The sequence below is a fragment of the Schinkia acidoalkalinis genome (assembly GCF_054301215.1).
Map to the genome: position 1 here is coordinate 4,136,175 of NZ_CP182573.1, position 19,190 is coordinate 4,155,364.

Consider the following 19,190-nt stretch of genomic DNA (forward strand, 5'->3'; position numbering starts at 1 on the left):
ACTGGGTAAAATTTGTCCGCAAATTAACCAAAAAGGAAGTGTATAGCATGGACTTGATTGATCAGGCTATCGAATTTGCTGCGAAAGCGCATTATTCGCAATTTCGAAAAGGAACAGATATCCCTTATATTAGCCATCCATATGGTGTAGGAATGCTTCTTTTAAAAGCGGGATGTGAAGAGAAGGTTATCATAGCCGGAATTCTTCACGATACATTAGAGGATACAGATACAACGGAAGAAGATTTACTAGAGAATTTTGGCCAAGAGGTTCTTACTATTGTCAAAGGCTGCTCAGAACCGAACAAGCAGGCAAGTTGGGAAGATCGAAAAAAGCATACGATTGATTACTTAAAGCAGGCTCCACTTCCTATTCGACAAGTGGCATGCGCTGATAAACTACATAATCTCCGTTCAATTAAACGGGATCTTGCCATTTTTGGTGAAGCGGCTTGGGATAAATTTAATCGAGGTAAAGAGTCGCAAAAATGGTATTATTCCGAGATTGTTAAGAGTCTTGGTTACAGCGACCGTTTCCCTCTTCTTGATTTACTGCAGGACGAAGTTGAAATGGTGTTTGAAAAATAATAGGCTGAAAATGTCGAGTGTGAGCACTACTAGAGGACGGTTGATGATTAAGAAAAAGAAGGCTTGTAGATGAGATAGTAAGTGAGCATAGTAAAAGAAGCCCCGCCAAGTGGAAGGGCTTCAACGCTATTTAATACGATATAGTACGTATCCATTCCCTTTGGTAATCACCCTACGTGTTTTTTTTTCTTTCGTTAATACTTTCCGAAGTTTAAAAAGTGCTGCTTCTTTTGCTTTCTCAGGGGTGCTGCCATATTCAGAAGCTATTTTTTCCCCTATCGATGCAGAGGCAACATATTTATCTTCGTAGGCCCAAACGCGATATCTTACTTTTTCATGCCGATTCCAAAACCAATTCCAAATTTTTTTATAAACCACAGCAAAAACTCACCTCTCTTGTTTTAAAATACAATATATTTCTACTGCTTTCTATTGGATGTTTTGGATATATTGTGACAGAAATAAAAAACTATTTTTACGAGAATTACGGTCATGGAGAAAGCGCTGTTAAAGTTTAATAGGGGTAAAGAGTCGCAAAAATGGTATTAATCCGAGATTGTTAAGAGTCTTAGTTACAATGGTAGTTTCCTCTTCACGATTTACTATAAGGTGAAGTAGAGGCGGTATTTGAAAAGTAAATTTATTCCCTAATTTAACAAAAAAGCGAGTGTAAGACTAAATTAGTTTTACGCTCGTTTTTTTTTTTTTGTTTTAGGCAATGTTAATGATTCCCACTTTGACATTCAACAGACACATTTCTCTGATACTGTATTAGATATCTTAGCAAGCCTTTATACAGTAAAAATCTTACCAAAGGAGTAGATATATGAAAAATAAATTAACTCTAATGCTGGCATCAAGCTTTCTCTTGTTTCCGTTTTCGCCACAGGTGCATGCAGAGCAAAGCCTTAAGGTTTTAATAGATAACAAACCGATTATGTTTGAGCAGGCCCCAATTGTAGTTGGAGATGTCACCATGGTTCCGATGCGGGACATCTTTGAAGAACTGGGTGCAGAGGTGAAATGGGATGCTACTACGCAATCGATTACCGCTAAAAAGAATGATATAACGATTCAACTTAAAATTGGTTCTACCTATGGCTTAAAAAATTATGAACAGGTTCAACTTTCTTCACCACCGATGATTAAAAATGGCCACACTCTCGTTCCCCTTCGTTTTATTAGTGAATCGTTTGGTAATGAAGTTTCCTTTGATCAACAAACCGGAACCATAAAAATGGTTTCAACACAAATTCAAGAAGAAAAAGAAGCAGAAGGAAGCACCCTCACACTGGAGCAAGCCATCCAATGGGCGGAGAACCAAAGCTATGATTTGAAAACAGCAGAGCAAGATATTGAGCGTAATAACATCAGTCTTGAAAATGCATCTGATCAATTAGACTATGTCCCAATTGGGCAGGGAAATGGAGAGGATGATAATGCTGTTCGATCTGCCTACAAAAAAGTTTCATCTGCAACTATTAATTACGAGATGTCAAAAAAAGAGACAGAAGTGACGAAAGACCAAATCACCTACAATACGATGGCGACATATTATGATATTTTTTCAAAAGAAAATAATCTACAAGAGATGGAGGAGTCCCTACTGATTGCGAAGCTGGATGAACAGGCAGCTATTGCAAAAGCAGAAAGAGGGAAAATTTCTGAGGCAGAAAAAAACGATTTTATAAATGCGAGAATTCAATCTGAGCAAGACCTAGAAACGGCCAATAATCAACTTAAGGATTCGCAGATAAAATTAAACCAGTTATTAGGGAAGCCAATCGATACAATATACAAGTTGACAGATAAGCCAACCTATTCAAAACCGGATGAAATAGAGATTGAGTCATATATTACGAGAATACAATCAAGCAGTCCATCGGTATGGTTATTGGAGAAACAGATTGAGTTGGCTGAACTCGACGTGAATCTATATACCTATAATAGCGGCAACTCTTATGATCTTGAAGAAATGGACGTAAACACAGCAGAATTATCGCTGGCGAAAAGCAAGCAGCAAATGGCAGAGAATATAAGGTCAATGTACTCTAGTTTGCTGCAATTAGAGAACCAGTATAACCAACTCCAAGTGGACTTAATCGCTGCAGAGCAAGATTACAAGATGAACGAAGCTAAATTTGAAAAAGGAAAAGTAACGGCACTTGAAGTTAAAAAAGCATTACATACAGTAGACGAGAAGAAAAGAGAACTTGAGCAAATCACTGTTGAAATGAATCTGCTCCATTTTACGCTGGACAAACCATGGGTTAATGGATGATTGGAAAATTTTAAGGATCCCATTCAGGAGGTAAGAAAATGGCTGAATTGAAACAGGAGGACAAGCCTTTACGTCAGTTTAAACAAAAGAAAACAAAAAAGTTAATTGTCACTTCAATCGTGGGCATTTTACTAGTCAGCATTGGCGTATTTACTTTTCAAAAAATGAGCACAGCAGATACAGTGCCGAGGGTGATGCAAACTGTTAAAGTGGAACGAGGCGATGTAACCGAAACTATTTCGGCATCTGGAACAGTTCAAGCCTCTAAAACTACTTCTTTAGATTTCTCAAGCTCTGGTTCTGAAGGAAAAACGTTAACAGCAGTCCATGTTCAAATTGGGGATAAAGTAAAAAAAGGTCAAGTGCTTGCTATACTTGATAATACTGAAGCTACTGTACAAGTAAAAAATGCCGAAGCAAATCTCTTAACAGCTCAAGCGAAGCTAAAAGAGGCTTTAGATGGATTTTCTGCAGATGAAGTTGGCATTCAGGATGCAACAGTAAAAAAAGCCCAGCTTGCCTTAACAGAGGCCAAAAAATCCTTGGATGTACAGCAAGCTAAAGAGCAAATGGAGCAAGCAAAAACAGATGTAACCTCTGCTCAAAAGGAGTATGGTGACCAGAAATATTTGTATGATGCAGGGGCAGTTTCAGAAAGCGAATTAATAGATGCAAAGGAAGCATTAAGAAAGGCACAAGTAGATTACAATACAGCCAAACGTACATACAATCAAACGGTTAGTCAAACCCAAACAGCCATTCTAAATGCTGAAATAGATCTCAAGACCGCCGAGCAAGCGTTAAAAAATTTAAAATCGCCACAAACCCAATCTGTCGTCACCTCTGCAAAAGCAGCTGTGCAACAAGCAGAAGCGGAACTTGAACAGCGCAAGTTTGAGTTACATTCGATGACGTTGGTTGCTCCGATGGATGGAATTGTCACACAAGTAAATGGAGATTTGGGTGCTGTACCGGAAAATCCATTTATTGTTATTGATAATTCAGACTCTGCTAATCTTGAAGTATTGGCACAGGTTAGTCAAGGTGACATAGGAAAAATTAAAACAGGAATGAAAGCCACTTTTACAACCACTTCCTTTGAAAATGAAACATTTACTGGAAAGGTTACTAAAATTTATCCAGAAGCAACTACTGAATCTGGGGTCACTACCTACAATGTTCTTTTGACTGTAGATAACAATAAAAGGTTGTTAATGACAGGGATGACTGTCAGCGCAACAATTCAAATTGGAACACATAAAAATGTTCTTTACATTCCGGCGTCGGCCTTGCAGGAGCGTAATGGAAAAGACGGCGTAATGGTGTCAGCAAATCGGAAAACTGATCAAAAAACTACCAAACAAGACAACTTAAATATGCAGTTTACACCTATTGAAGTAGGGTATTATACTGCCGACCGGGTAGAAATTATTACAGGTTTACAAGAGGGAGATGAAGTGGTGATTTCTTTCCAATCTTCATCTAATGCAAATTCCTTAGGTAATAGCAGATTTGGTGGTTCAAAAGGTGGTATGCAAGGAATAGGTATTCCTGGAGGAAGCTTCAGAATGGGTGGAGGTATGCGCTAATATGGTCCAAGTGATTGAAATAAAAAATATGGTAAAGACATATAAAATTGGCGACCAGGAAATCAATGCTTTAAATGGGGTTGATTTATTGATTGAAGAGGGGGATTTTGTTGCCATTATGGGGCCATCGGGTTCCGGAAAGTCGTCGATGATGAATGTTATTGGCTGTCTTGATTTGCCGACTTCAGGCGAATATTACTTGGATGGCCATCCAATCTTTAATGCAAGTGAAAAAGATTTGGCGGTCATTCGTAATCAACAAATTGGCTTTGTTTTTCAAAATTTTAATCTCCTCCCCCGAACAACTGCGGTTGAAAACGTGGAGCTGCCGCTATTGTATGCCGGTGTTTCACCAAAAGAAAGGCGTGAGCGGGCGATGCAGGCTTTAGATAGTGTTGGTCTTGGAGAAAGATTATATAACAAACCTAACGAGCTTTCCGGCGGTCAGCAGCAGCGGGTTTCAATTGCACGGGCATTAGTCAATGACCCTGTCATTGTTTTGGCTGATGAACCGACAGGGGCGCTGGATACGAAGACTAGCCTAGAAATTATGAGTATCTTTCAAAAGCTGAATGACCAAGGGAAAACAGTGATTCTTGTTACCCATGAGCCTGATATTGCCTGCTATACCAAACGCAATATTCGCTTTGTGGACGGCAAGATTGTTTCAAATGAGGCTATTCATCAAGTAAGATTGGCTGAGGCAGAGGAAGTGATTCAATGAGTTTTCTCGAAGGAATTCGGATATCGTTGCGGAGCATCGTAGTTAATAAGCTGCGTTCGCTACTTACAATGCTTGGAATTATTATTGGGATTGCTTCGGTGATTGTCATGGTTGCGATTGGCGAAGGTTCGTCATCAAGTATTTCCTCGCAAATAAATGGCTTAGGAAGTAACCTCTTGATTGTATCTTCTAATCAAGCAAGACAAGGAGGAATCAGCTTAGGAGCAGGTTCATCGAATAGCTTGACAATGGAAGATATTGATAGAATCAAAGAAAAGGACTCTATTGCCGGAGCAGTGCCAAGTGTGGTGACACAGGGGCAAGCAGTTGCCGGTAATGCAAATTATAATACGACAATTGAAGGAACTACACAAGCTTTTTTGGAAGTTCGAAATGCATCCATTCAGCGCGGGAGATTTTTCAATCGCTTTGAAGTCGAACGACAAGCAAACGTAGCGGTTGTCGGCACAGAAGTGGTTAGTAATCTCTTTGGTTCAGATTATAGGAACCCTATAGGAGAAACGATTGAAATACAGCAAATCCCATTTACAATTATTGGAGTGCTGGCAAGTCAGGGTAACTCAGGAATGACGAATAATGATGATAAAATATTAATACCTGTTACCACAGCAATGAATCGAATGGGAGCATCAAACATTCGCACAATCTATATTTCTGCTAAATCTGAGCAGTTAATGGAAAAAGCGCAGTTTGACGTTACGCAAGCACTTCGAGCCTCCCATGGCTTAAAGCCTAGTGAAGACGATGATTTCCAAATTAGTTCACAGTCACAAATTCTTGAAACAGCTCAAAGTGTTTCTAGTGTGATGACGACTCTTCTATCGGGAATTGCGGCGATCTCGCTTGTTGTTGGCGGCATTGGGATTATGAATATTATGCTAGTTTCTGTAACAGAGCGAACAAGAGAAATCGGCATTCGTAAAGCAATTGGGGCTACTCAAGGTGATATTCTCCAACAATTTTTAATAGAATCAATTATCTTATGTCTTTTTGGGGGTGTGCTTGGAATTCTATTTGGTGTCGGGGCAGCCCAGTTGTTAAGTAAAGTAACAGACCTAACCATTACATTTACAATAAAACCAATGATTTATGCTTTTTTATCCTCCCTATTTGTAGGTGTTATTTTCGGCGTCTATCCAGCACGCAAAGCGGCCAAATTAAAGCCGATTGATGCGTTGAGATATGAGTAATGCTGAATTATGAATCGTAGGACTTTTCTTTTGATTGGTATATTTATTTTGCTAACCAGTATATGCTAATAATGGGATCGTACTAAACCTTTTTGAGGAGTTGAAGCCAAGTGAAGTATGTTCAATTAAAAGATCAGAAGATTCCTCCTATTGCCTTAGGGACTTGGTCCTGGGGAAACGGTGTAAATGGAGGGGATGCTGTATTTGGAAACAATCTTAGTGATGAGGATTTAAGACCTGTTTATGATGTGGCAATGGATGCTGGATTTAATTTATGGGATACTGCTGCCGTTTATGGAATGGGAGCTTCAGAAACAATTTTAGGGAATTTTATTAAAAAAGACCAAAGCAATGTGTTAATCTCAACGAAATTTACTCCTGGTGTCCATGAATCTATGGATAAAACAATTGAAGAGAGTTTAAACCGGTTGGGTGTAGATCATGCCGATATTTATTGGATTCATAATCCAAAGGATGTACAGAAATACACCACTGAACTTATACCACTAATGAAAAGCGGAAAGGTAAAATATGCTGGTGTATCTAATCATAATTTAGAGGAAATAAAACTAGCTGCTTCCATTCTTGAAAAGGATGGGTTGGAGCTTTCTGCGGTACAAAATCATTATAGTCTACTATATCGGTCATCGGAAGAAGCAGGAATTATTGAATGGTGTAATCAACATAATGTTGTATTCTTTTCCTATATGGTCCTGGAACAAGGTGCGTTAACGGGCAACTATAACGCCCAAAATCCTTTTAAAGCTGGGACTAGAAGAGGGGAAGCGTTTAATGCCGAGGTCCTTCAAAAGTTAACTCCATTAGTAGATGTAATGGAGAGAGTAGGGAATGCGCACGGTGTTGATTCCGCCCAAATTGCAATAGCATGGGCCATTGCGAAGGGAACAGTGCCTATTATTGGCGTTACGAAAGCCAAACATATTGAGGGAGCCATTTCAGCCGCCGATGTTGTTTTATCCGAGCAGGAAATGAAAGAATTAGAAGAATCCGCAAAGGCCACAGGTATTGAAATAAAAGGAGCTTGGGAAAAGAGTATGCATATATAAAAAAGCTGAACAGGTGAGCTGTTCAGCTTTTTAACTTTAGTCATTTGAAATGATTACCTTAATGGCTTGTTCTTTTGCTGCATTTGAAAATACATTGTAAGCCTCCATAATATTGCTCATCTGGAAGCGATGGGTAATCAAATGTGAAGGTTCAATTTTTTTGGCTGCCACTGATTTAAGCAGCATTGGGGTTGAATTTGTGCTAACTAGACCGGTTGTTAATGTAATATTTTGGATCCATAGTTTTTCTATATGAAGCTCTACGCTTTTTCCATGAACCCCTACGTTTGCAATCGTTCCTCCTGGCTTGACCACTTCCTGGCAAATATCAAAGGTTGCCGGGATACCAACTGCTTCGATAACAACGTCTACTCCTTTACCGTTTGTTAATTCCATTATGTTTTGAACAGCTTTTCCATCAGAGCTGTTAACCAATGTTGTTGCTCCTAATTCTTCTGATATTTTAAGACGATTATCATCGAGATCAACCATAATAATTTCAGATGGGGAATAAAATTGAGAAGTAAGCAACGCTGATAACCCTACTGGACCTGCACCTATTATGGCTATTGTATCTCCTGGTTTAACGCGGCCGTTAAGAACACCAATTTCAAGCCCAGTTGGCAGGATGTCACTCAACATAACCATTGCCTCATCATCAATTCCTTGGGGGATTGGATGTAAACTTGTATCAGCATATGGAATACGAACAAATTCTGCCTGTGTACCATCTATCGTGTTTCCGAGAATCCATCCACCATCTTCACAATGTGCATATAAGCCTCTTTTACAATTGTCACACTTACCACAGGAGGTAATGCAAGAGATGAGTACCTTGTCCCCTGGTTTGAAGTTTTGAACGCTAGAACCGACTTCTTCAATAACGCCAACACCTTCATGGCCCAAAATTCTACCATCTGTTACAGTTGGGACGTCTCCTTTTAAGATATGTAAATCCGTTCCGCAAATAGTAGTCTTTAAAACTTTTACAATTGCATCAGTGTGCTTTTGTAGGGTAGGCATCGGTACATCTGTCCATTCTTTCATTTCAGGTCCGCGGTATACAAGACCTTTCATTATTTTTGGGTTTGTTTTTACTACTTCTTCAATTTCCTGGCTTTTCATTCATATCCCTCCAATTGTTTAATAGACATTGGATTCGGTAAACTCTATTAAAGATTACCTTAGCCAAAAAAAGCAATTACATTATAAATATATAAACCTTAAATCAGAATAGAACGATGATTTTGGTAAAGATTGCGAATGACAACTAGGGAGAATCGAAAAGGGCATACTAGGATTGCATCTTAATTGGAATATCCTACCAATAATTGTATAGTTTAATTAGTTGATTTTTTTCGTTCGTTCTTCAACTAATGGTGCAGTTTAGTTTAATAAACTTCGCTTATTGGAACGCGTAAAAAACCATCCACTTTTGATAGTAAATATAGAGGATGGTTTTTTATGGAATGTTTTTTATGATTTCTCTAGTAATAAATCCAATGATTATCCCAGGAAAAACAAACAATATTGGGAGCCAAACAGGACCCAATAACACTCCAAATATCATTAAGTTCGAGGAAAAAATCAATCCAACAGTTACAAAAAATGCAGCAAACACATACGGAAGAAAAGAATAAGAGTCTTTCCCTCCGCCTGCATCTTTAACTGCGTCCCACATAGAGAAAAAGTACAAACAAGGATAAAACATCAACCACTGATATTCAGCATGTTTTATGGCATCTCCAATTTCTCCATGAAAACTTAGAAGTATGACCTGATTAAAATTAGCTTGTACATTAATCAGAAATTCAAGTATCAATAAAACTGTGCCTTTAAAATACTTTCCGTTTAAATACTGCCCAAACCCAGGGAGTGCAATGCTCCACATTAGTTTTTCAAATGGATTCCTATTCACTTATACATATCCTATAAACAGAGTTCATATTATTTTTCTTTTGCAATTTCTTTTCTATTAGGAGCAAGTGGAGGCTGTTCTAACCAATTATTTTGCACCATAATATTAAACCACTTTTTAGTAAGCATAAGATTTTGTAGAATGGTGCTTTCGTAAGTGGCTACAAGGTCTGTTCGCATGGCGGATGCTAAACCTGCTCCGTGATACGCTTGTGCAGCTTGGAATAAGAAACCAGTATGATACAACATTAACTTATCAGAAAAAGGAGGATCTGTTGAAATTGTAACTTCAGTTTCCCACGACTTAGGAACTGGTAAATTATCCGTTTGCATAACTTTTGAAAAACTTTTTATTTGTTGGTCAGCAATTTTTTCGGAGTGCTCTAAAAAATTTCTTGTTTCTTTTGTTTGTGCGACTTGACTGAATGCGATTGAAAGAGTTTTTGCCATAATACTTTTTTTAAGGTTGACAGAAATGCTTATGATTTCTGTCGCTGCTAACATTCTACCCTTTCCGAAAATTCCATCTGCGAAATCCTGGCTAGAAACATATTCAGGGTTTTTAGCTGGATAAAATAAAGGATCTCTCTGAAAACTTCCTTTCTCAAGCAATAAATCAATGGTTTGATGATACATCCTTTTCCCATCATTATCACAGGAGTCGTAAAAATACCGTAAGTCCTCTCTTACAGAAACGCCCAATGAAGTTGAGTGCCCTAGCAAACCATGTAATGTCATGATATGTAAATAATTCAGGCAAAATATATCCGTGAACAACCTCTGTTTACCTTTAAAAAGATCAGAATCAGTAAATCCAATTGGAACTGGAAACCCCTCATTTTTTATAAAGGTAACGATTTGTTGCTTTTGCTTTTCGAATGTCTGGATAGCATCCTCAAAAATCGCCTTAATTTGCTTATCCTCAATAATAGAGACCATATATCTATTTACAATATCAACGGCTGTTCCATTTACATACTCTCCCCACAAACTTCCTATTTCGGAAGATGTGAGTTTTAATTTATCCTTTTCCATTCCGTCACCTCTAGGATATTATTTACCAATTCATTAAGAGGTATGAAATTTTTTTTGATTTTTACGAAGAGGAAAAATACTCTTTAGAAAAAATGAAATCACTAAAAAAGGTAAGCATAATACATGCCCACCTTTTTCTTACAACAATGGGAAATAGTCGACCCTTGTGGTAAAGTGGTTTTTTGCAATTCTAGATGAACACAAATAAAAAAGAGAAACAGCTTGTTGAACTAAAGGGGTGCGATTGTTAAGTAAGGCAGTCGCTTCTGGTGCTAAAGAAGCAGTTTTGTTGAAGAAGCGTTATGGAATTTATGTTGCTATAAATGGAGGGAAAAGGAGATGGGAAAATGAATAAATACGCCCTGATAACAGCTCTAATATGTATGATACTTGCTACTATTATTGTATTTGCGGTAGAAAATCAGCTTTTAAGAAGTATTTTAATCATTTTTGATATTTTTATCGTAACTATTGTAATGAGATATTTTTTCAGAAAGAAGAGTTACTAAACTATAGGGAGCTAGAGCTGAAGATCACTTATGGAATCAACGGCTCTTTTTTCTTATTTAAGCAAATTAAGGATAATCAAAGAACCAAAAATGGTTTTATATGGTAAAATACTGTTATAGTGGGGGTGGATGGATGCTATCAAATATAGGTGTACCAGGTGTAGTTCTGTTTTTTAACATTGTTCTTTGGATTTTTGGTCTATTCATTCTATATATCGTAGTTTCAAAAGCAGTTAAGGATGGTATTAACAAGTCTGTGGTTGGTCAACTAATCGAAAAAAAGTATGAAGTTAAAGAGAATAAGTGGTCATTCCTTTATAGTGATTTAGATAATGACAAGTGAAATAGACTTTTTCAAGTAAAGGGTGCAATTGCCTAAGAAGAGTATAATCAATTCTTTTGTTTCGTTGTGGAATTGTTAGAAAAGGGGAACAAAAGTTGGATAAAGATAAATTAGAATATATAAAAGTTGGAAGTCTGGTAGTAATTGCAATTAGTTTAGCGACAATCGCTTACATTCTTTGGCACGCTATGTAAGTTTATTAAACGGGTGCGTTTCATCATTAAGGGGGATGCAATCTTGGCGAAAGACAATGAACAGGAACAACCAGAAAATGAAGAAAAGGAACCGATAACAGAAAAAGAATTTCTAGATGGATGTGTTGGTTGTTCTTCACTTGGATGTTTACCATTTGCAGTAGTATGTATAGCATTTATTGTCAGGGTATTTTAAAAAACGATTAAATTACTTGAACAACGATAATGCTCTATTCTTCTTCAACTTAAGGGGGCAAGAGATTAATAAGGAGTTATCGGAATTGTGGTAGCTCATGTATTATTAAAAAGCAGATTAGTAGCAGAGGCAAAATTATATGGATTGGATATTTTCGTTGATTGCGATTTCAATTGCAATTGGTGCATTTATTGAAATAGCTATAAAAAATAAGAAATTAGAAAAAAGAATAAAGGATTTAGAAGATAAAATAAAGTAGTTTGTTTTTCACTAACGGAGGCGTTGATCCAAGAAGGATTAACGCTTCTTCTCGTTGAATTTATTGTACTAACGGTGCAGATTCGTTTAAGAACTTATAAGATTATGTTATGTTAAATTGGATTGTCAACACTAAACTAGACAGTTTTCTTAAGGTGCGTAAGTTTGTATTCCACTGGACTTAGATAATCTAAAGTACCATGTATGCGTAGGTGGTTAAACCAGTGCACATAGTCTGTAAACTCTCTGTGTAACTCTTCTAAGCTATCAAAATGACGTTTCTTTACGAACTCTGTCTTAATGATTTTGAATGTTGCTTCAGCTACTGCGTTATCATACGGACAGCCTTTCAAACTTAGAGATCGCTTGATTTTAAACGTTTCTAGTGCTTCATCAATGATCTGGTTCTTAAACTCGCTTCCTCTGTCAGTATGGAACATTTGAATCATATGCAAATTCCCTTTAATTGACGATAGAGCACGATAAACTAGTAAAGCATCTTTGTTCTCACCTGTGCTAAATCCAACGATTTCCCGATTATAGAGATCAACAAATACACATATGTAATTCCATTTTTTATGGACTCTTACATAGGTTAGGTCACTGACCACGACGGTCAACTCATCCTCTTGAGTAAATTCACGATTTAACTCATTTGCTTGTTCACTTTCATTTGGTTTATTCTTATGTGGTTTGAATTGAGCCACGGTATAAGCTGAAACAAGCCCTTGTTCGTTCATAATCCTGCCGATACGACGACGGGAAACCAATTTCCCTCGTTTCTTTAGCTCGTGCTTTATCTTTCTGGCACCATAATTTTGGCGGCTTTGATGGAAAATTTCAACGATGTCTGAAGTTATATCATCTTCATTCTTTCGTTCTTTTGCTTCATAATAATACGTACTTCTTGGGAGTTGTAGGACCTTGCACATTGCTGATATCGAGTATTTGTGCTGGTTGTTCTTAATCACATTTACTTTCGTCCTAGTATCAGCGCGGCTTGCTTTAAAATATCATTCTCCATCTCTAATTGCTTATTACGTTTCCTAAGTTCCTGCAGCTCTTTCTGTTCGGGGCTGAGGTTATCCTTTTCTTTGAAGGAACCGGAGGACTTACTTTGATTAATCCACTTATCTAGTGAAGAAGGGGTTAATTCATATTCGCGAATAATGTCTTTGCGAGGCTTTCCATTCTGATATAGTTGCACGATCTGTTCCTTAAATTCTTCGGTAAACGTTCGACGTACTTTTTTTGTCATGTAGATTCTCCTCATAACTGATTAGTATAGTTAATTCTACTTGACCTTAAAATTTCTGTCTAACTAAGTGTAGCCGATCCAAATTAAATATATAAAGAGGTGTATGAAATGTTTATAAAACAGCCATTTGACGAATTTTTAGGTTTGAAATACAAAAAGCTTGATGATAATAATTTGCAAATTATATTGCCAGTTCAGGACCTATTCATTAATAGTGCAGGGGTTATTCATGGTGGCATCATTTCTTCATTGGCTGATGTAGCCTTATCAAACTTGATAGGAGCAAATGAAGACGGTATACAACAAGTTGTAACCGTTGATTTAAATGTTTCTTTTTTGAAACCTGCTACTGGTACATACTTGATGGCAAATGCCAAAATTGGAAAGTAGGGTAAAACTTTAATTCACGCGGAGTGTTCGATTTATAACGATAAACAAGAAATTGTTGCTAAATCTAAAGCAATCCTATTTCGCACAAATCAAAAATAAGCCCAAAATATGTTAATTGAAATTTATTTCAGCAATAATTGCGATTCTTCATGGTTTAGTGAAGGTCGCTTTTTTCATTATTATACCAATAAAATTGTGAATGATTTCACTTAAACTATATGGACGTTGATCTAAGAAGGATTAACACACTTTTTATCGAAATAATTGTACTAACGAACAAAGAATTTTTATCATGTTAAATAGTGGTGAATAATAAATTAAATAGGAATAGGAGTATATGTAATGAAGATTATTAAAAAATTAGTTCGTATTTATGTAAATGACCTTGACGCTGCTATTATTTTTTATAGTAAATTAACAAATAAAACTGTTGATATGAGATTTAAAATGCCATTAAATAATTTAGAATTGGCATCAATTGATGATTTACTACTCATTTGCGGTAAAGAAGACGATTTAAAACCTTTTAAACAAACAAAGGTTACATTTTTAGTAGACTCAATAGAAGAATTTAGAGACTTTTTAGAAGTAAATGGTTCAGCCATAATTAGAGAACCTTCCCAAGTTCCTACAGGGAAGAATATGACCGTTAAACACCCGGATGGATTGGTTGCAGAATATGTAGAACATAATTAATTTTAGATATAACTAATGGAGGAAATGCTACAAAAGGTATCACCTTTTTTGGTTTGATAAGCGAAGATCGGGAAGTTTTGTACTTAAACTAAACCAGCTACTAAAAAAGTCCATGTCAATAACCTTCCGTTATACACCTCTGGGAAGGTTTTGTTGTATTTAACTATTATTATATTTTAAGCTATATCTTGGAAAGTTGAATTGCTTTAATTGTGCATAAATCCAGTGTAAGAGCTTATTTGCACATGCGATAATAGCCACTTTATATGGCTTTCCCTGTTTACGGTGCCCTTAAATCGACCAGGTTCAAAGATACTAGGATCAATTCCTGCAAATGCAACGAACTTTTTAGGGTGATTAAGCCAATCAATCTCACCAATTTCAGAAATATTCGTTGCCGCGATTTTTTCACCGATACCGGGGATTGATTGGATGATTTCATTAAAAAGGTAAATTATAACAGCAATGAATATATGTTAAAATATAACAAATACACAGAGAGGGTGAGATTTTGAAAAAAGTCGGAATTGTTGGCGGTATGGGACCAGAATCAACAGTAGATTATTACCAATCAGTAATCATGAAATTCCAAGAAAAGATAGGTAGTAAAGAAGAATTACCAGAGCTTTATATTAATAGTATCAATATGTATAAAATGTTTAAGCTCCTTATGAATGGACAAACAGTTGAGTTAATAAATTACTTAACGGATGCAGTAAGAAAATTAGAAATTGTGGGGGCTGATTTTGTGGTAATGTCAGCAAACACTCCACATATTGTTTTCGAACAAATTCAACAAAAAGTTCAATTACCTATGATAAGTATCGTAGAGGAGACTTTTTTAAAAGCACAGGAACTAGGTTTGGAAAGGATTGGACTTATAGGAACTAAATTTACAATGGAAAATGATTTTTTTTTAAAAACCATTTATATCTGATAATAAGGAAATTATAGTGCCTAACGAAATGGAACAGCAATATATACATACAAAAATAGTAGAAGAATTAGAAAATGGCATTGTAAATAATGAAACAAAAAAAGAATTTTTATACATCATTAATAACATGATTAATAGAGACCACATACAAGGAGTCATATTAGGTTGTACAGAACTCCCGATGTTAATAAAAAAACAGGACCTAACAATCCATCTTTTTAATACCACTGAAATTCATGTTAATAAGATTATTGATATAATTTTTAATGGATAAGAATGATTTCCCTTTTTAAACAAAGCTCATAAAAAAGGTCCTTATCCTAAATGCCCGGAGAGGGACTTTTTTTATGTGGTTTACTTGAACTGGATCTTTAACGTTAGTGTACAATATGTCTCATTTGTGCAATAGGCAAATTGCAGAATAGGGACTATTGTTCGATAAACGGGCCATTTAATGGAGTAAGCCTTTTCCAGTGATCTAATTAAATTAATCTAATTTATATCAAGGAGACTTATAATTTTGATAACAAAATGTATTAAATTCTATGAATTCGGTAGTCCTAAAGCTGTTTTAAGAGTTGAGTCTAAAAGTATTGAACCACCCAAAGATAATGAAGTTCTTGTTCGAATGTTAGCTCGCCCTATCAATCCCTCTGACTTAATACCGATTAGAGGCTCATATTCTCACCGAATTTCTCTACCTAATATTCCGGGGTATGAGGGAGTAGGTATTGTAGAAGAAGTAGGTCCTTTAGTTTCTAAAAATCTTATTGGTAAACGTGTGTTACCTTTACGTGGGGAAGGAACATGGCAAGAGTTTGTTAAGACATCATCAGAATTTGCCGTTCCTATACCTAATTCTTTTGATGATTTTACTGCATCTCAAATGTATATTAATCCCGTTACAGCATGGGTGGTTTGTACGGAAGTTTTAAAATTAAGGCCAAATGATGTTTTATTGGTTAATGCATGTGGATCTTCTATTGGGCATATTTTTGCTCAATTATCAAATATTTTAGGTTTTCGATTGATTGCAGTGACTAGAAATAATAAGTATACAGAGGAATTACTTCATCTCGGTGCTTCTAATGTGATAGACACCTCTATAAGTCGTCTAAATGAAACCGTTATGGAATTAACAAATGGAATGGGTGCAGATGCTGCCATTGATTCTATTGGAGGTTTGGACGGTAATGAATTAGCTTTTAGTGTCCGCCCTAATGGACATTTTTTAACAATCGGTCTTTTATCTGGGATACAAGTAAATTGGGCTGATATTTTAAATAAAGCAAAAGTGAATGCGAATATTTTTCATTTGCGGAATTGGAATAAAAACGTATCAATAAAAAAATGGCAGGAAACATTTAATCATTTAATACATCTAATAGATGGTAAAAAGTTACGTTTGATGATGGTCGATTCTAAGTATGACCTGTCGGATGTCAAAAAGGCAATTGACGCTGTTGAATTTAATAAAACAAAAGGAAAAGTATTTTTAACAAGTTACTGAGTTCATTCTTGTTCACCGAATGGGGGAGTAAATCATTTCTGACCACCATAAAAGTGGTTGTTTGCACCTAATTATTTTTTCGGTTATAGGTTCTAGTATTCTAGGGTATACAATATCCATGATAAATTAACCTCCACGGTTTAAAACAGTAATTTCCATCTGGATATTACTGTTTTTTTATATAAGTGGAATTTATTGAAAAGCATGTTTCTATTTTGTAAGAGAAAAAATAACTGTTGTACGAAAAATTGACAAGGAGGAATTGGATTATGACTCACATAACTGACCATCACCATTCAGGAGAAACCGTAATGGAATCTGGACAATATGTAGATGCAGGCGGAGCGAAACAGGAACTTCATCAAGGCGAAACATTTCCGAATTGCCCTAATACGGGAAAGGATACGACATGGACCCATGTAAGACACGCTCATCGAACGGGAGAAACTGTAATGGAATCAGGTCATTATATTGATACAGATGGTGAACATGCAGTGCTTCAGCAAGGAGAAAAGTTCCCTGCTTGTCCAAAAACAGGTCAATCAGTAAAATGGACTCATGAACAATAATTTGAACTTTCCATTCTTACACAATCAAGTAATTTAGATTAAATGGAAGTTTTGCCGATTAATGCGATAAAGGCGTGGTTAAGCACCACGTCTTTTAGCATTAGTTCTTGTTTTTTTCGATGTGAATTTATACCACTATTTATTTAATTCTGCTAATAATCATTTTAATATCAAAAATTAGCTGTCTTAAAAAAATTCAATATAGGGTGAATAATGAATACAGTACTTAAAGAAAAATGGGATAATTAGAGACATTTAATGAAAAGCTTAATTGACATGGTTTTCTTGTCAATAATTTTCACAGGAGGTAGAAAAATGGCATACACATCCAAAAATATTTTTATCAATTTATCAGTAAAAGACGTGAACAAGTCCACCCATTTTTTCAAGGAGCTAGGTTTTGAGTTCAACCCACAATTCTCCGATGAGACCACATCTTGTATGATCATCAGTGACAATATCTTTGCTATGATAATGATTGAGGAACGTTTCAAAGGATTTAGTAAAAAGGAAATTGTGGATACTACTACTTCTGCCGAAGCAATTCTCAGCTTTTCGGCTGAAAGTCGGAATCAAGTGGATGAGATAGTAAATAAGGCATTGTCATCTGGTGGTAAATCTTTTAGTGAACCTCAAGATCATGGGTTTATGTATATATGGGGGTTTCAGGATTTTGACGGTCATTTATGGGAAGTTGCTTATATGGATGAAAGTGCAATTAACAAGGAATAAACTTTAAGGTTTAAAGTCAAATCAAGTTTAATATTCTAAGGGATGATGCCTTTAAAGGTATCATCTTTTTATTTTATCTTTTATCAGATAAGAAATATGTGAAGTAATGGACTTAAGTAATAGATGCTGGACTTAAATAAGATTTCAACACGGGTGCGATTCTTTAATAACGAAGGATTGTTTTTTTATTGAAGGAATGGAGCAGATTTCTTGAATAGAAAAAAATAACCATTCTTAATTTCAAATGGTTAATTTTACCGAAATTGGAACTTTTATTAGTAATGCTTTATATGTTACTTATACTTTTCTAACGTTTTTAGTTATAATATTTATTATTTTTTTAGCTATTGTATATCAACTCAGTAAATAGGCATTTCAATCTTCTTCTACATTAGAAAATGAATAGCTATTCAAGTAACGGGTGCGTTTCTAAAAAAGTAGTAGGAACGCTTTTTCACAAAAGAAGCAGGATTATTCAATAACAACTTGGTAAATTTACCCTAAAGGAAAAGGTTTAAATGATAAAATAATAATATGTACATATATTTTTAAATAGAGGGGGAATTAAAATATTGCAAAAGTTAACTAAATCATCCACTGATAAAGCACTATTCGGAATATGTGGAGGAATAGCGGATTTTTTCGGTATATCTTCTTTTATTGTAAGGATAATGTTTCTTTTCACTGCTTCTGTTTCTATTTGGGTTTATATATTTCTTGTTTGGGCATTAAACGATAAGCCAACACATTGATTAGTAAATTTACTTTTACTACAATGTTTCTTGTTAAACTATTCGGGTACATTTCTACAGGTTATTTATTGTTTTTAAAGGGAAAGTGGGGACGGTCTTATGAATTACATAATAAAGGCTTTAGTTACTGGAATTGTTATCGCTATTGCTGCATATTTCCTTGATGAACTTGGGGTTGAAAATAAATTTTATTGTTTTTCAGTTTATTTTATTTCAATGTTGTTAATATTCAAGATTTTGACTATTATCGAAAATAATAAAAGTAAGAGAGATTCAATTAAAAGATTTACATGAATTCAAAAAGGACTATAGCTAAATAATGGTGACATCAGAAATGGTAGTCTTTATTACCCAATGGGACTTATCCAGAAGAAATTTGTAAAGGGCGGGGATAATTTTGTGCTTTTTTCAAATTATAAAAGAAATTGAACCTAT

Annotated in this window: 22 protein-coding genes and 1 pseudogene; 17 read left to right on the forward strand and 6 right to left on the reverse strand. The window is 35.6% G+C overall.

Translation table 11 applies throughout. The annotated features are described in order from the left end of the window. Positions 1 to 47: 47 nt before the first annotated feature. On the forward strand, positions 48 to 587 hold the full coding sequence (locus tag ACNQFZ_RS21090) for an HD domain-containing protein (protein ID WP_458413240.1): 540 nt from the start codon (positions 48 to 50) through the stop codon (positions 585 to 587). A gap of 126 nt (positions 588 to 713) precedes the next feature. Here ACNQFZ_RS21090 and ACNQFZ_RS21095 read toward each other — a convergent pair whose 3' ends face one another. Beyond that, positions 714 to 965, reverse strand: a complete 252-nt coding sequence (locus tag ACNQFZ_RS21095; RefSeq protein WP_458413241.1) for a hypothetical protein — start codon at positions 963 to 965, stop codon at positions 714 to 716. A 448-nt stretch (positions 966 to 1,413) separates the two neighbouring features. On the opposite strand from ACNQFZ_RS21095, the gene ACNQFZ_RS21100 reads away from it, so the two are divergent. The 5 genes from ACNQFZ_RS21100 to ACNQFZ_RS21120 all read left to right on the forward strand — a co-directional run bounded on the left by ACNQFZ_RS21100 (position 1,414) and on the right by ACNQFZ_RS21120 (position 7,459). After that, a complete protein-coding gene (locus ACNQFZ_RS21100) occupies positions 1,414 to 2,868 on the forward strand; it encodes a stalk domain-containing protein (protein ID WP_458413242.1) in 1,455 nt (484 codons plus the stop codon). 38 nt (positions 2,869 to 2,906) lie between these two features. Beyond that, a complete protein-coding gene (locus ACNQFZ_RS21105) occupies positions 2,907 to 4,457 on the forward strand; it encodes an efflux RND transporter periplasmic adaptor subunit (protein WP_458413243.1) in 1,551 nt (516 codons plus the stop codon). Between the two features lies 1 nt (position 4,458). After that, a complete protein-coding gene (locus tag ACNQFZ_RS21110) occupies positions 4,459 to 5,181 on the forward strand; it encodes an ABC transporter ATP-binding protein (protein WP_458413244.1) in 723 nt (240 codons plus the stop codon). After that, positions 5,178 to 6,392 (forward strand): ABC transporter permease, encoded by a 1,215-nt coding sequence (locus tag ACNQFZ_RS21115; RefSeq protein WP_458413245.1) that lies wholly within the window; start codon positions 5,178 to 5,180, stop codon positions 6,390 to 6,392. Before ACNQFZ_RS21110 ends, ACNQFZ_RS21115 begins: the two co-directional genes overlap by 4 nt. A 110-nt stretch (positions 6,393 to 6,502) precedes the next feature. Then, entirely contained in the window at positions 6,503 to 7,459 is a 957-nt protein-coding gene (locus ACNQFZ_RS21120) for an aldo/keto reductase (protein ID WP_458413246.1), read from the forward strand. Between the two features lie 36 nt (positions 7,460 to 7,495). On the opposite strand, the gene ACNQFZ_RS21125 is transcribed toward ACNQFZ_RS21120, so the two are convergent. The 3 genes from ACNQFZ_RS21125 to ACNQFZ_RS21135 form a co-directional block, all read right to left on the reverse strand. Next, positions 7,496 to 8,536 (reverse strand): zinc-dependent alcohol dehydrogenase family protein, encoded by a 1,041-nt coding sequence (locus ACNQFZ_RS21125; protein WP_458415470.1) that lies wholly within the window; start codon positions 8,534 to 8,536, stop codon positions 7,496 to 7,498. 385 nt (positions 8,537 to 8,921) lie between these two features. Beyond that, the gene (locus ACNQFZ_RS21130; protein ID WP_458415471.1) at positions 8,922 to 9,350 is read right to left on the reverse strand and encodes a hypothetical protein; all 429 of its coding nucleotides are present in this window, start codon (positions 9,348 to 9,350) and stop codon (positions 8,922 to 8,924) included. A gap of 56 nt (positions 9,351 to 9,406) precedes the next feature. After that, positions 9,407 to 10,411, reverse strand: coding sequence for a DUF3231 family protein (locus ACNQFZ_RS21135; RefSeq protein ID WP_458413247.1), 1,005 nt, complete (start codon positions 10,409 to 10,411; stop codon positions 9,407 to 9,409). 642 nt (positions 10,412 to 11,053) lie between these two features. Between ACNQFZ_RS21135 and ACNQFZ_RS21140 the strand changes: the two genes are divergently transcribed. Both ACNQFZ_RS21140 and ACNQFZ_RS21145 read left to right on the forward strand, forming a co-directional pair. Beyond that, positions 11,054 to 11,263, forward strand: coding sequence for a hypothetical protein (locus tag ACNQFZ_RS21140; protein WP_458413248.1), 210 nt, complete (start codon positions 11,054 to 11,056; stop codon positions 11,261 to 11,263). 237 nt (positions 11,264 to 11,500) lie between these two features. Continuing rightward, the gene (locus tag ACNQFZ_RS21145; RefSeq protein WP_458413249.1) at positions 11,501 to 11,653 is read left to right on the forward strand and encodes a hypothetical protein; all 153 of its coding nucleotides are present in this window, start codon (positions 11,501 to 11,503) and stop codon (positions 11,651 to 11,653) included. Between the two features lie 395 nt (positions 11,654 to 12,048). Here the strand turns inward: ACNQFZ_RS21145 and ACNQFZ_RS21150 are convergent. Next, positions 12,049 to 13,169 (reverse strand): IS3 family transposase gene (locus tag ACNQFZ_RS21150; RefSeq protein WP_458411554.1). Its coding sequence is split into 2 segments (ribosomal slippage): positions 12,049 to 12,920 and positions 12,920 to 13,169, totalling 1,122 coding nucleotides; the frame shifts between segments, so codons are not numbered across the junction. Positions 13,170 to 13,277: 108 nt separating this feature from the next. On the opposite strand from ACNQFZ_RS21150, the gene ACNQFZ_RS21155 reads away from it, so the two are divergent. Further along, positions 13,278 to 13,559 carry a PaaI family thioesterase gene (locus ACNQFZ_RS21155; RefSeq protein ID WP_458413250.1) on the forward strand — a complete coding sequence of 94 codons (282 nt, stop codon included), beginning with the start codon at positions 13,278 to 13,280 and terminating at the stop codon, positions 13,557 to 13,559. A gap of 342 nt (positions 13,560 to 13,901) precedes the next feature. Then, entirely contained in the window at positions 13,902 to 14,255 is a 354-nt protein-coding gene (locus tag ACNQFZ_RS21160) for a VOC family protein (RefSeq protein ID WP_458413251.1), read from the forward strand. A 176-nt stretch (positions 14,256 to 14,431) separates the two neighbouring features. On the opposite strand, the pseudogene ACNQFZ_RS21165 reads toward ACNQFZ_RS21160, so the two are convergent. Beyond that, positions 14,432 to 14,695 (reverse strand): annotated as a pseudogene (locus ACNQFZ_RS21165) (transposase); the annotation flags it as partial. A 71-nt stretch (positions 14,696 to 14,766) separates the two neighbouring features. Here ACNQFZ_RS21165 and ACNQFZ_RS21170 point away from each other — a divergent pair. The 7 genes from ACNQFZ_RS21170 (at position 14,767) to ACNQFZ_RS21200 (ending at position 19,049) form a co-directional block, all read left to right on the forward strand. Next, on the forward strand, positions 14,767 to 15,192 hold the full coding sequence (locus ACNQFZ_RS21170) for an aspartate/glutamate racemase family protein (protein ID WP_458413252.1): 426 nt from the start codon (positions 14,767 to 14,769) through the stop codon (positions 15,190 to 15,192). A 28-nt stretch (positions 15,193 to 15,220) separates the two neighbouring features. Next, entirely contained in the window at positions 15,221 to 15,466 is a 246-nt protein-coding gene (locus ACNQFZ_RS21175) for an aspartate/glutamate racemase family protein (protein ID WP_458415472.1), read from the forward strand. A gap of 246 nt (positions 15,467 to 15,712) precedes the next feature. Continuing rightward, complete coding sequence (locus ACNQFZ_RS21180) at positions 15,713 to 16,702, forward strand: zinc-dependent alcohol dehydrogenase family protein (RefSeq protein ID WP_458413253.1); 990 nt, start codon at positions 15,713 to 15,715, stop codon at positions 16,700 to 16,702. Positions 16,703 to 16,971: 269 nt separating this feature from the next. Further along, positions 16,972 to 17,271 carry a hypothetical protein gene (locus tag ACNQFZ_RS21185; protein ID WP_458413254.1) on the forward strand — a complete coding sequence of 100 codons (300 nt, stop codon included), beginning with the start codon at positions 16,972 to 16,974 and terminating at the stop codon, positions 17,269 to 17,271. 315 nt (positions 17,272 to 17,586) lie between these two features. Continuing rightward, the gene (locus tag ACNQFZ_RS21190) at positions 17,587 to 18,003 is read left to right on the forward strand and encodes a VOC family protein (protein ID WP_458413255.1); all 417 of its coding nucleotides are present in this window, start codon (positions 17,587 to 17,589) and stop codon (positions 18,001 to 18,003) included. A gap of 572 nt (positions 18,004 to 18,575) precedes the next feature. Further along, positions 18,576 to 18,755 (forward strand): PspC domain-containing protein, encoded by a 180-nt coding sequence (locus tag ACNQFZ_RS21195; RefSeq protein WP_458413256.1) that lies wholly within the window; start codon positions 18,576 to 18,578, stop codon positions 18,753 to 18,755. A gap of 99 nt (positions 18,756 to 18,854) precedes the next feature. Then, positions 18,855 to 19,049, forward strand: coding sequence for a hypothetical protein (locus tag ACNQFZ_RS21200; RefSeq protein ID WP_458413257.1), 195 nt, complete (start codon positions 18,855 to 18,857; stop codon positions 19,047 to 19,049). Positions 19,050 to 19,190: the final 141 nt, after the last annotated feature.

Bases quoted from the DNA above. Each gene is read 5' to 3' on its own strand.
- ACNQFZ_RS21090 (WP_458413240.1), top strand. From the start codon at position 48: ATGGACTTGATTGATCAGGCTATCGAATTTGCTGCGAAAGCGCATTAT.
- ACNQFZ_RS21100 (WP_458413242.1), top strand. From the start codon at position 1,414: ATGAAAAATAAATTAACTCTAATGCTGGCATCAAGCTTTCTCTTGTTT.
- ACNQFZ_RS21105 (WP_458413243.1), top strand. From the start codon at position 2,907: ATGGCTGAATTGAAACAGGAGGACAAGCCTTTACGTCAGTTTAAACAA.
- ACNQFZ_RS21110 (WP_458413244.1), top strand. From the start codon at position 4,459: ATGGTCCAAGTGATTGAAATAAAAAATATGGTAAAGACATATAAAATT.
- ACNQFZ_RS21115 (WP_458413245.1), top strand. From the start codon at position 5,178: ATGAGTTTTCTCGAAGGAATTCGGATATCGTTGCGGAGCATCGTAGTT.
- ACNQFZ_RS21125 (WP_458415470.1), bottom strand. From the start codon at position 8,536: ATGAAAGGTCTTGTATACCGCGGACCTGAAATGAAAGAATGGACAGAT.
- ACNQFZ_RS21130 (WP_458415471.1), bottom strand. From the start codon at position 9,350: ATGTGGAGCATTGCACTCCCTGGGTTTGGGCAGTATTTAAACGGAAAG.
- ACNQFZ_RS21135 (WP_458413247.1), bottom strand. From the start codon at position 10,411: ATGGAAAAGGATAAATTAAAACTCACATCTTCCGAAATAGGAAGTTTG.
- ACNQFZ_RS21140 (WP_458413248.1), top strand. From the start codon at position 11,054: ATGCTATCAAATATAGGTGTACCAGGTGTAGTTCTGTTTTTTAACATT.
- ACNQFZ_RS21155 (WP_458413250.1), top strand. From the start codon at position 13,278: ATGTTTATAAAACAGCCATTTGACGAATTTTTAGGTTTGAAATACAAA.
- ACNQFZ_RS21160 (WP_458413251.1), top strand. From the start codon at position 13,902: ATGAAGATTATTAAAAAATTAGTTCGTATTTATGTAAATGACCTTGAC.
- ACNQFZ_RS21175 (WP_458415472.1), top strand. From the start codon at position 15,221: ATGGAACAGCAATATATACATACAAAAATAGTAGAAGAATTAGAAAAT.
- ACNQFZ_RS21185 (WP_458413254.1), top strand. From the start codon at position 16,972: ATGACTCACATAACTGACCATCACCATTCAGGAGAAACCGTAATGGAA.
- ACNQFZ_RS21190 (WP_458413255.1), top strand. From the start codon at position 17,587: ATGGCATACACATCCAAAAATATTTTTATCAATTTATCAGTAAAAGAC.
- ACNQFZ_RS21200 (WP_458413257.1), top strand. From the start codon at position 18,855: ATGAATTACATAATAAAGGCTTTAGTTACTGGAATTGTTATCGCTATT.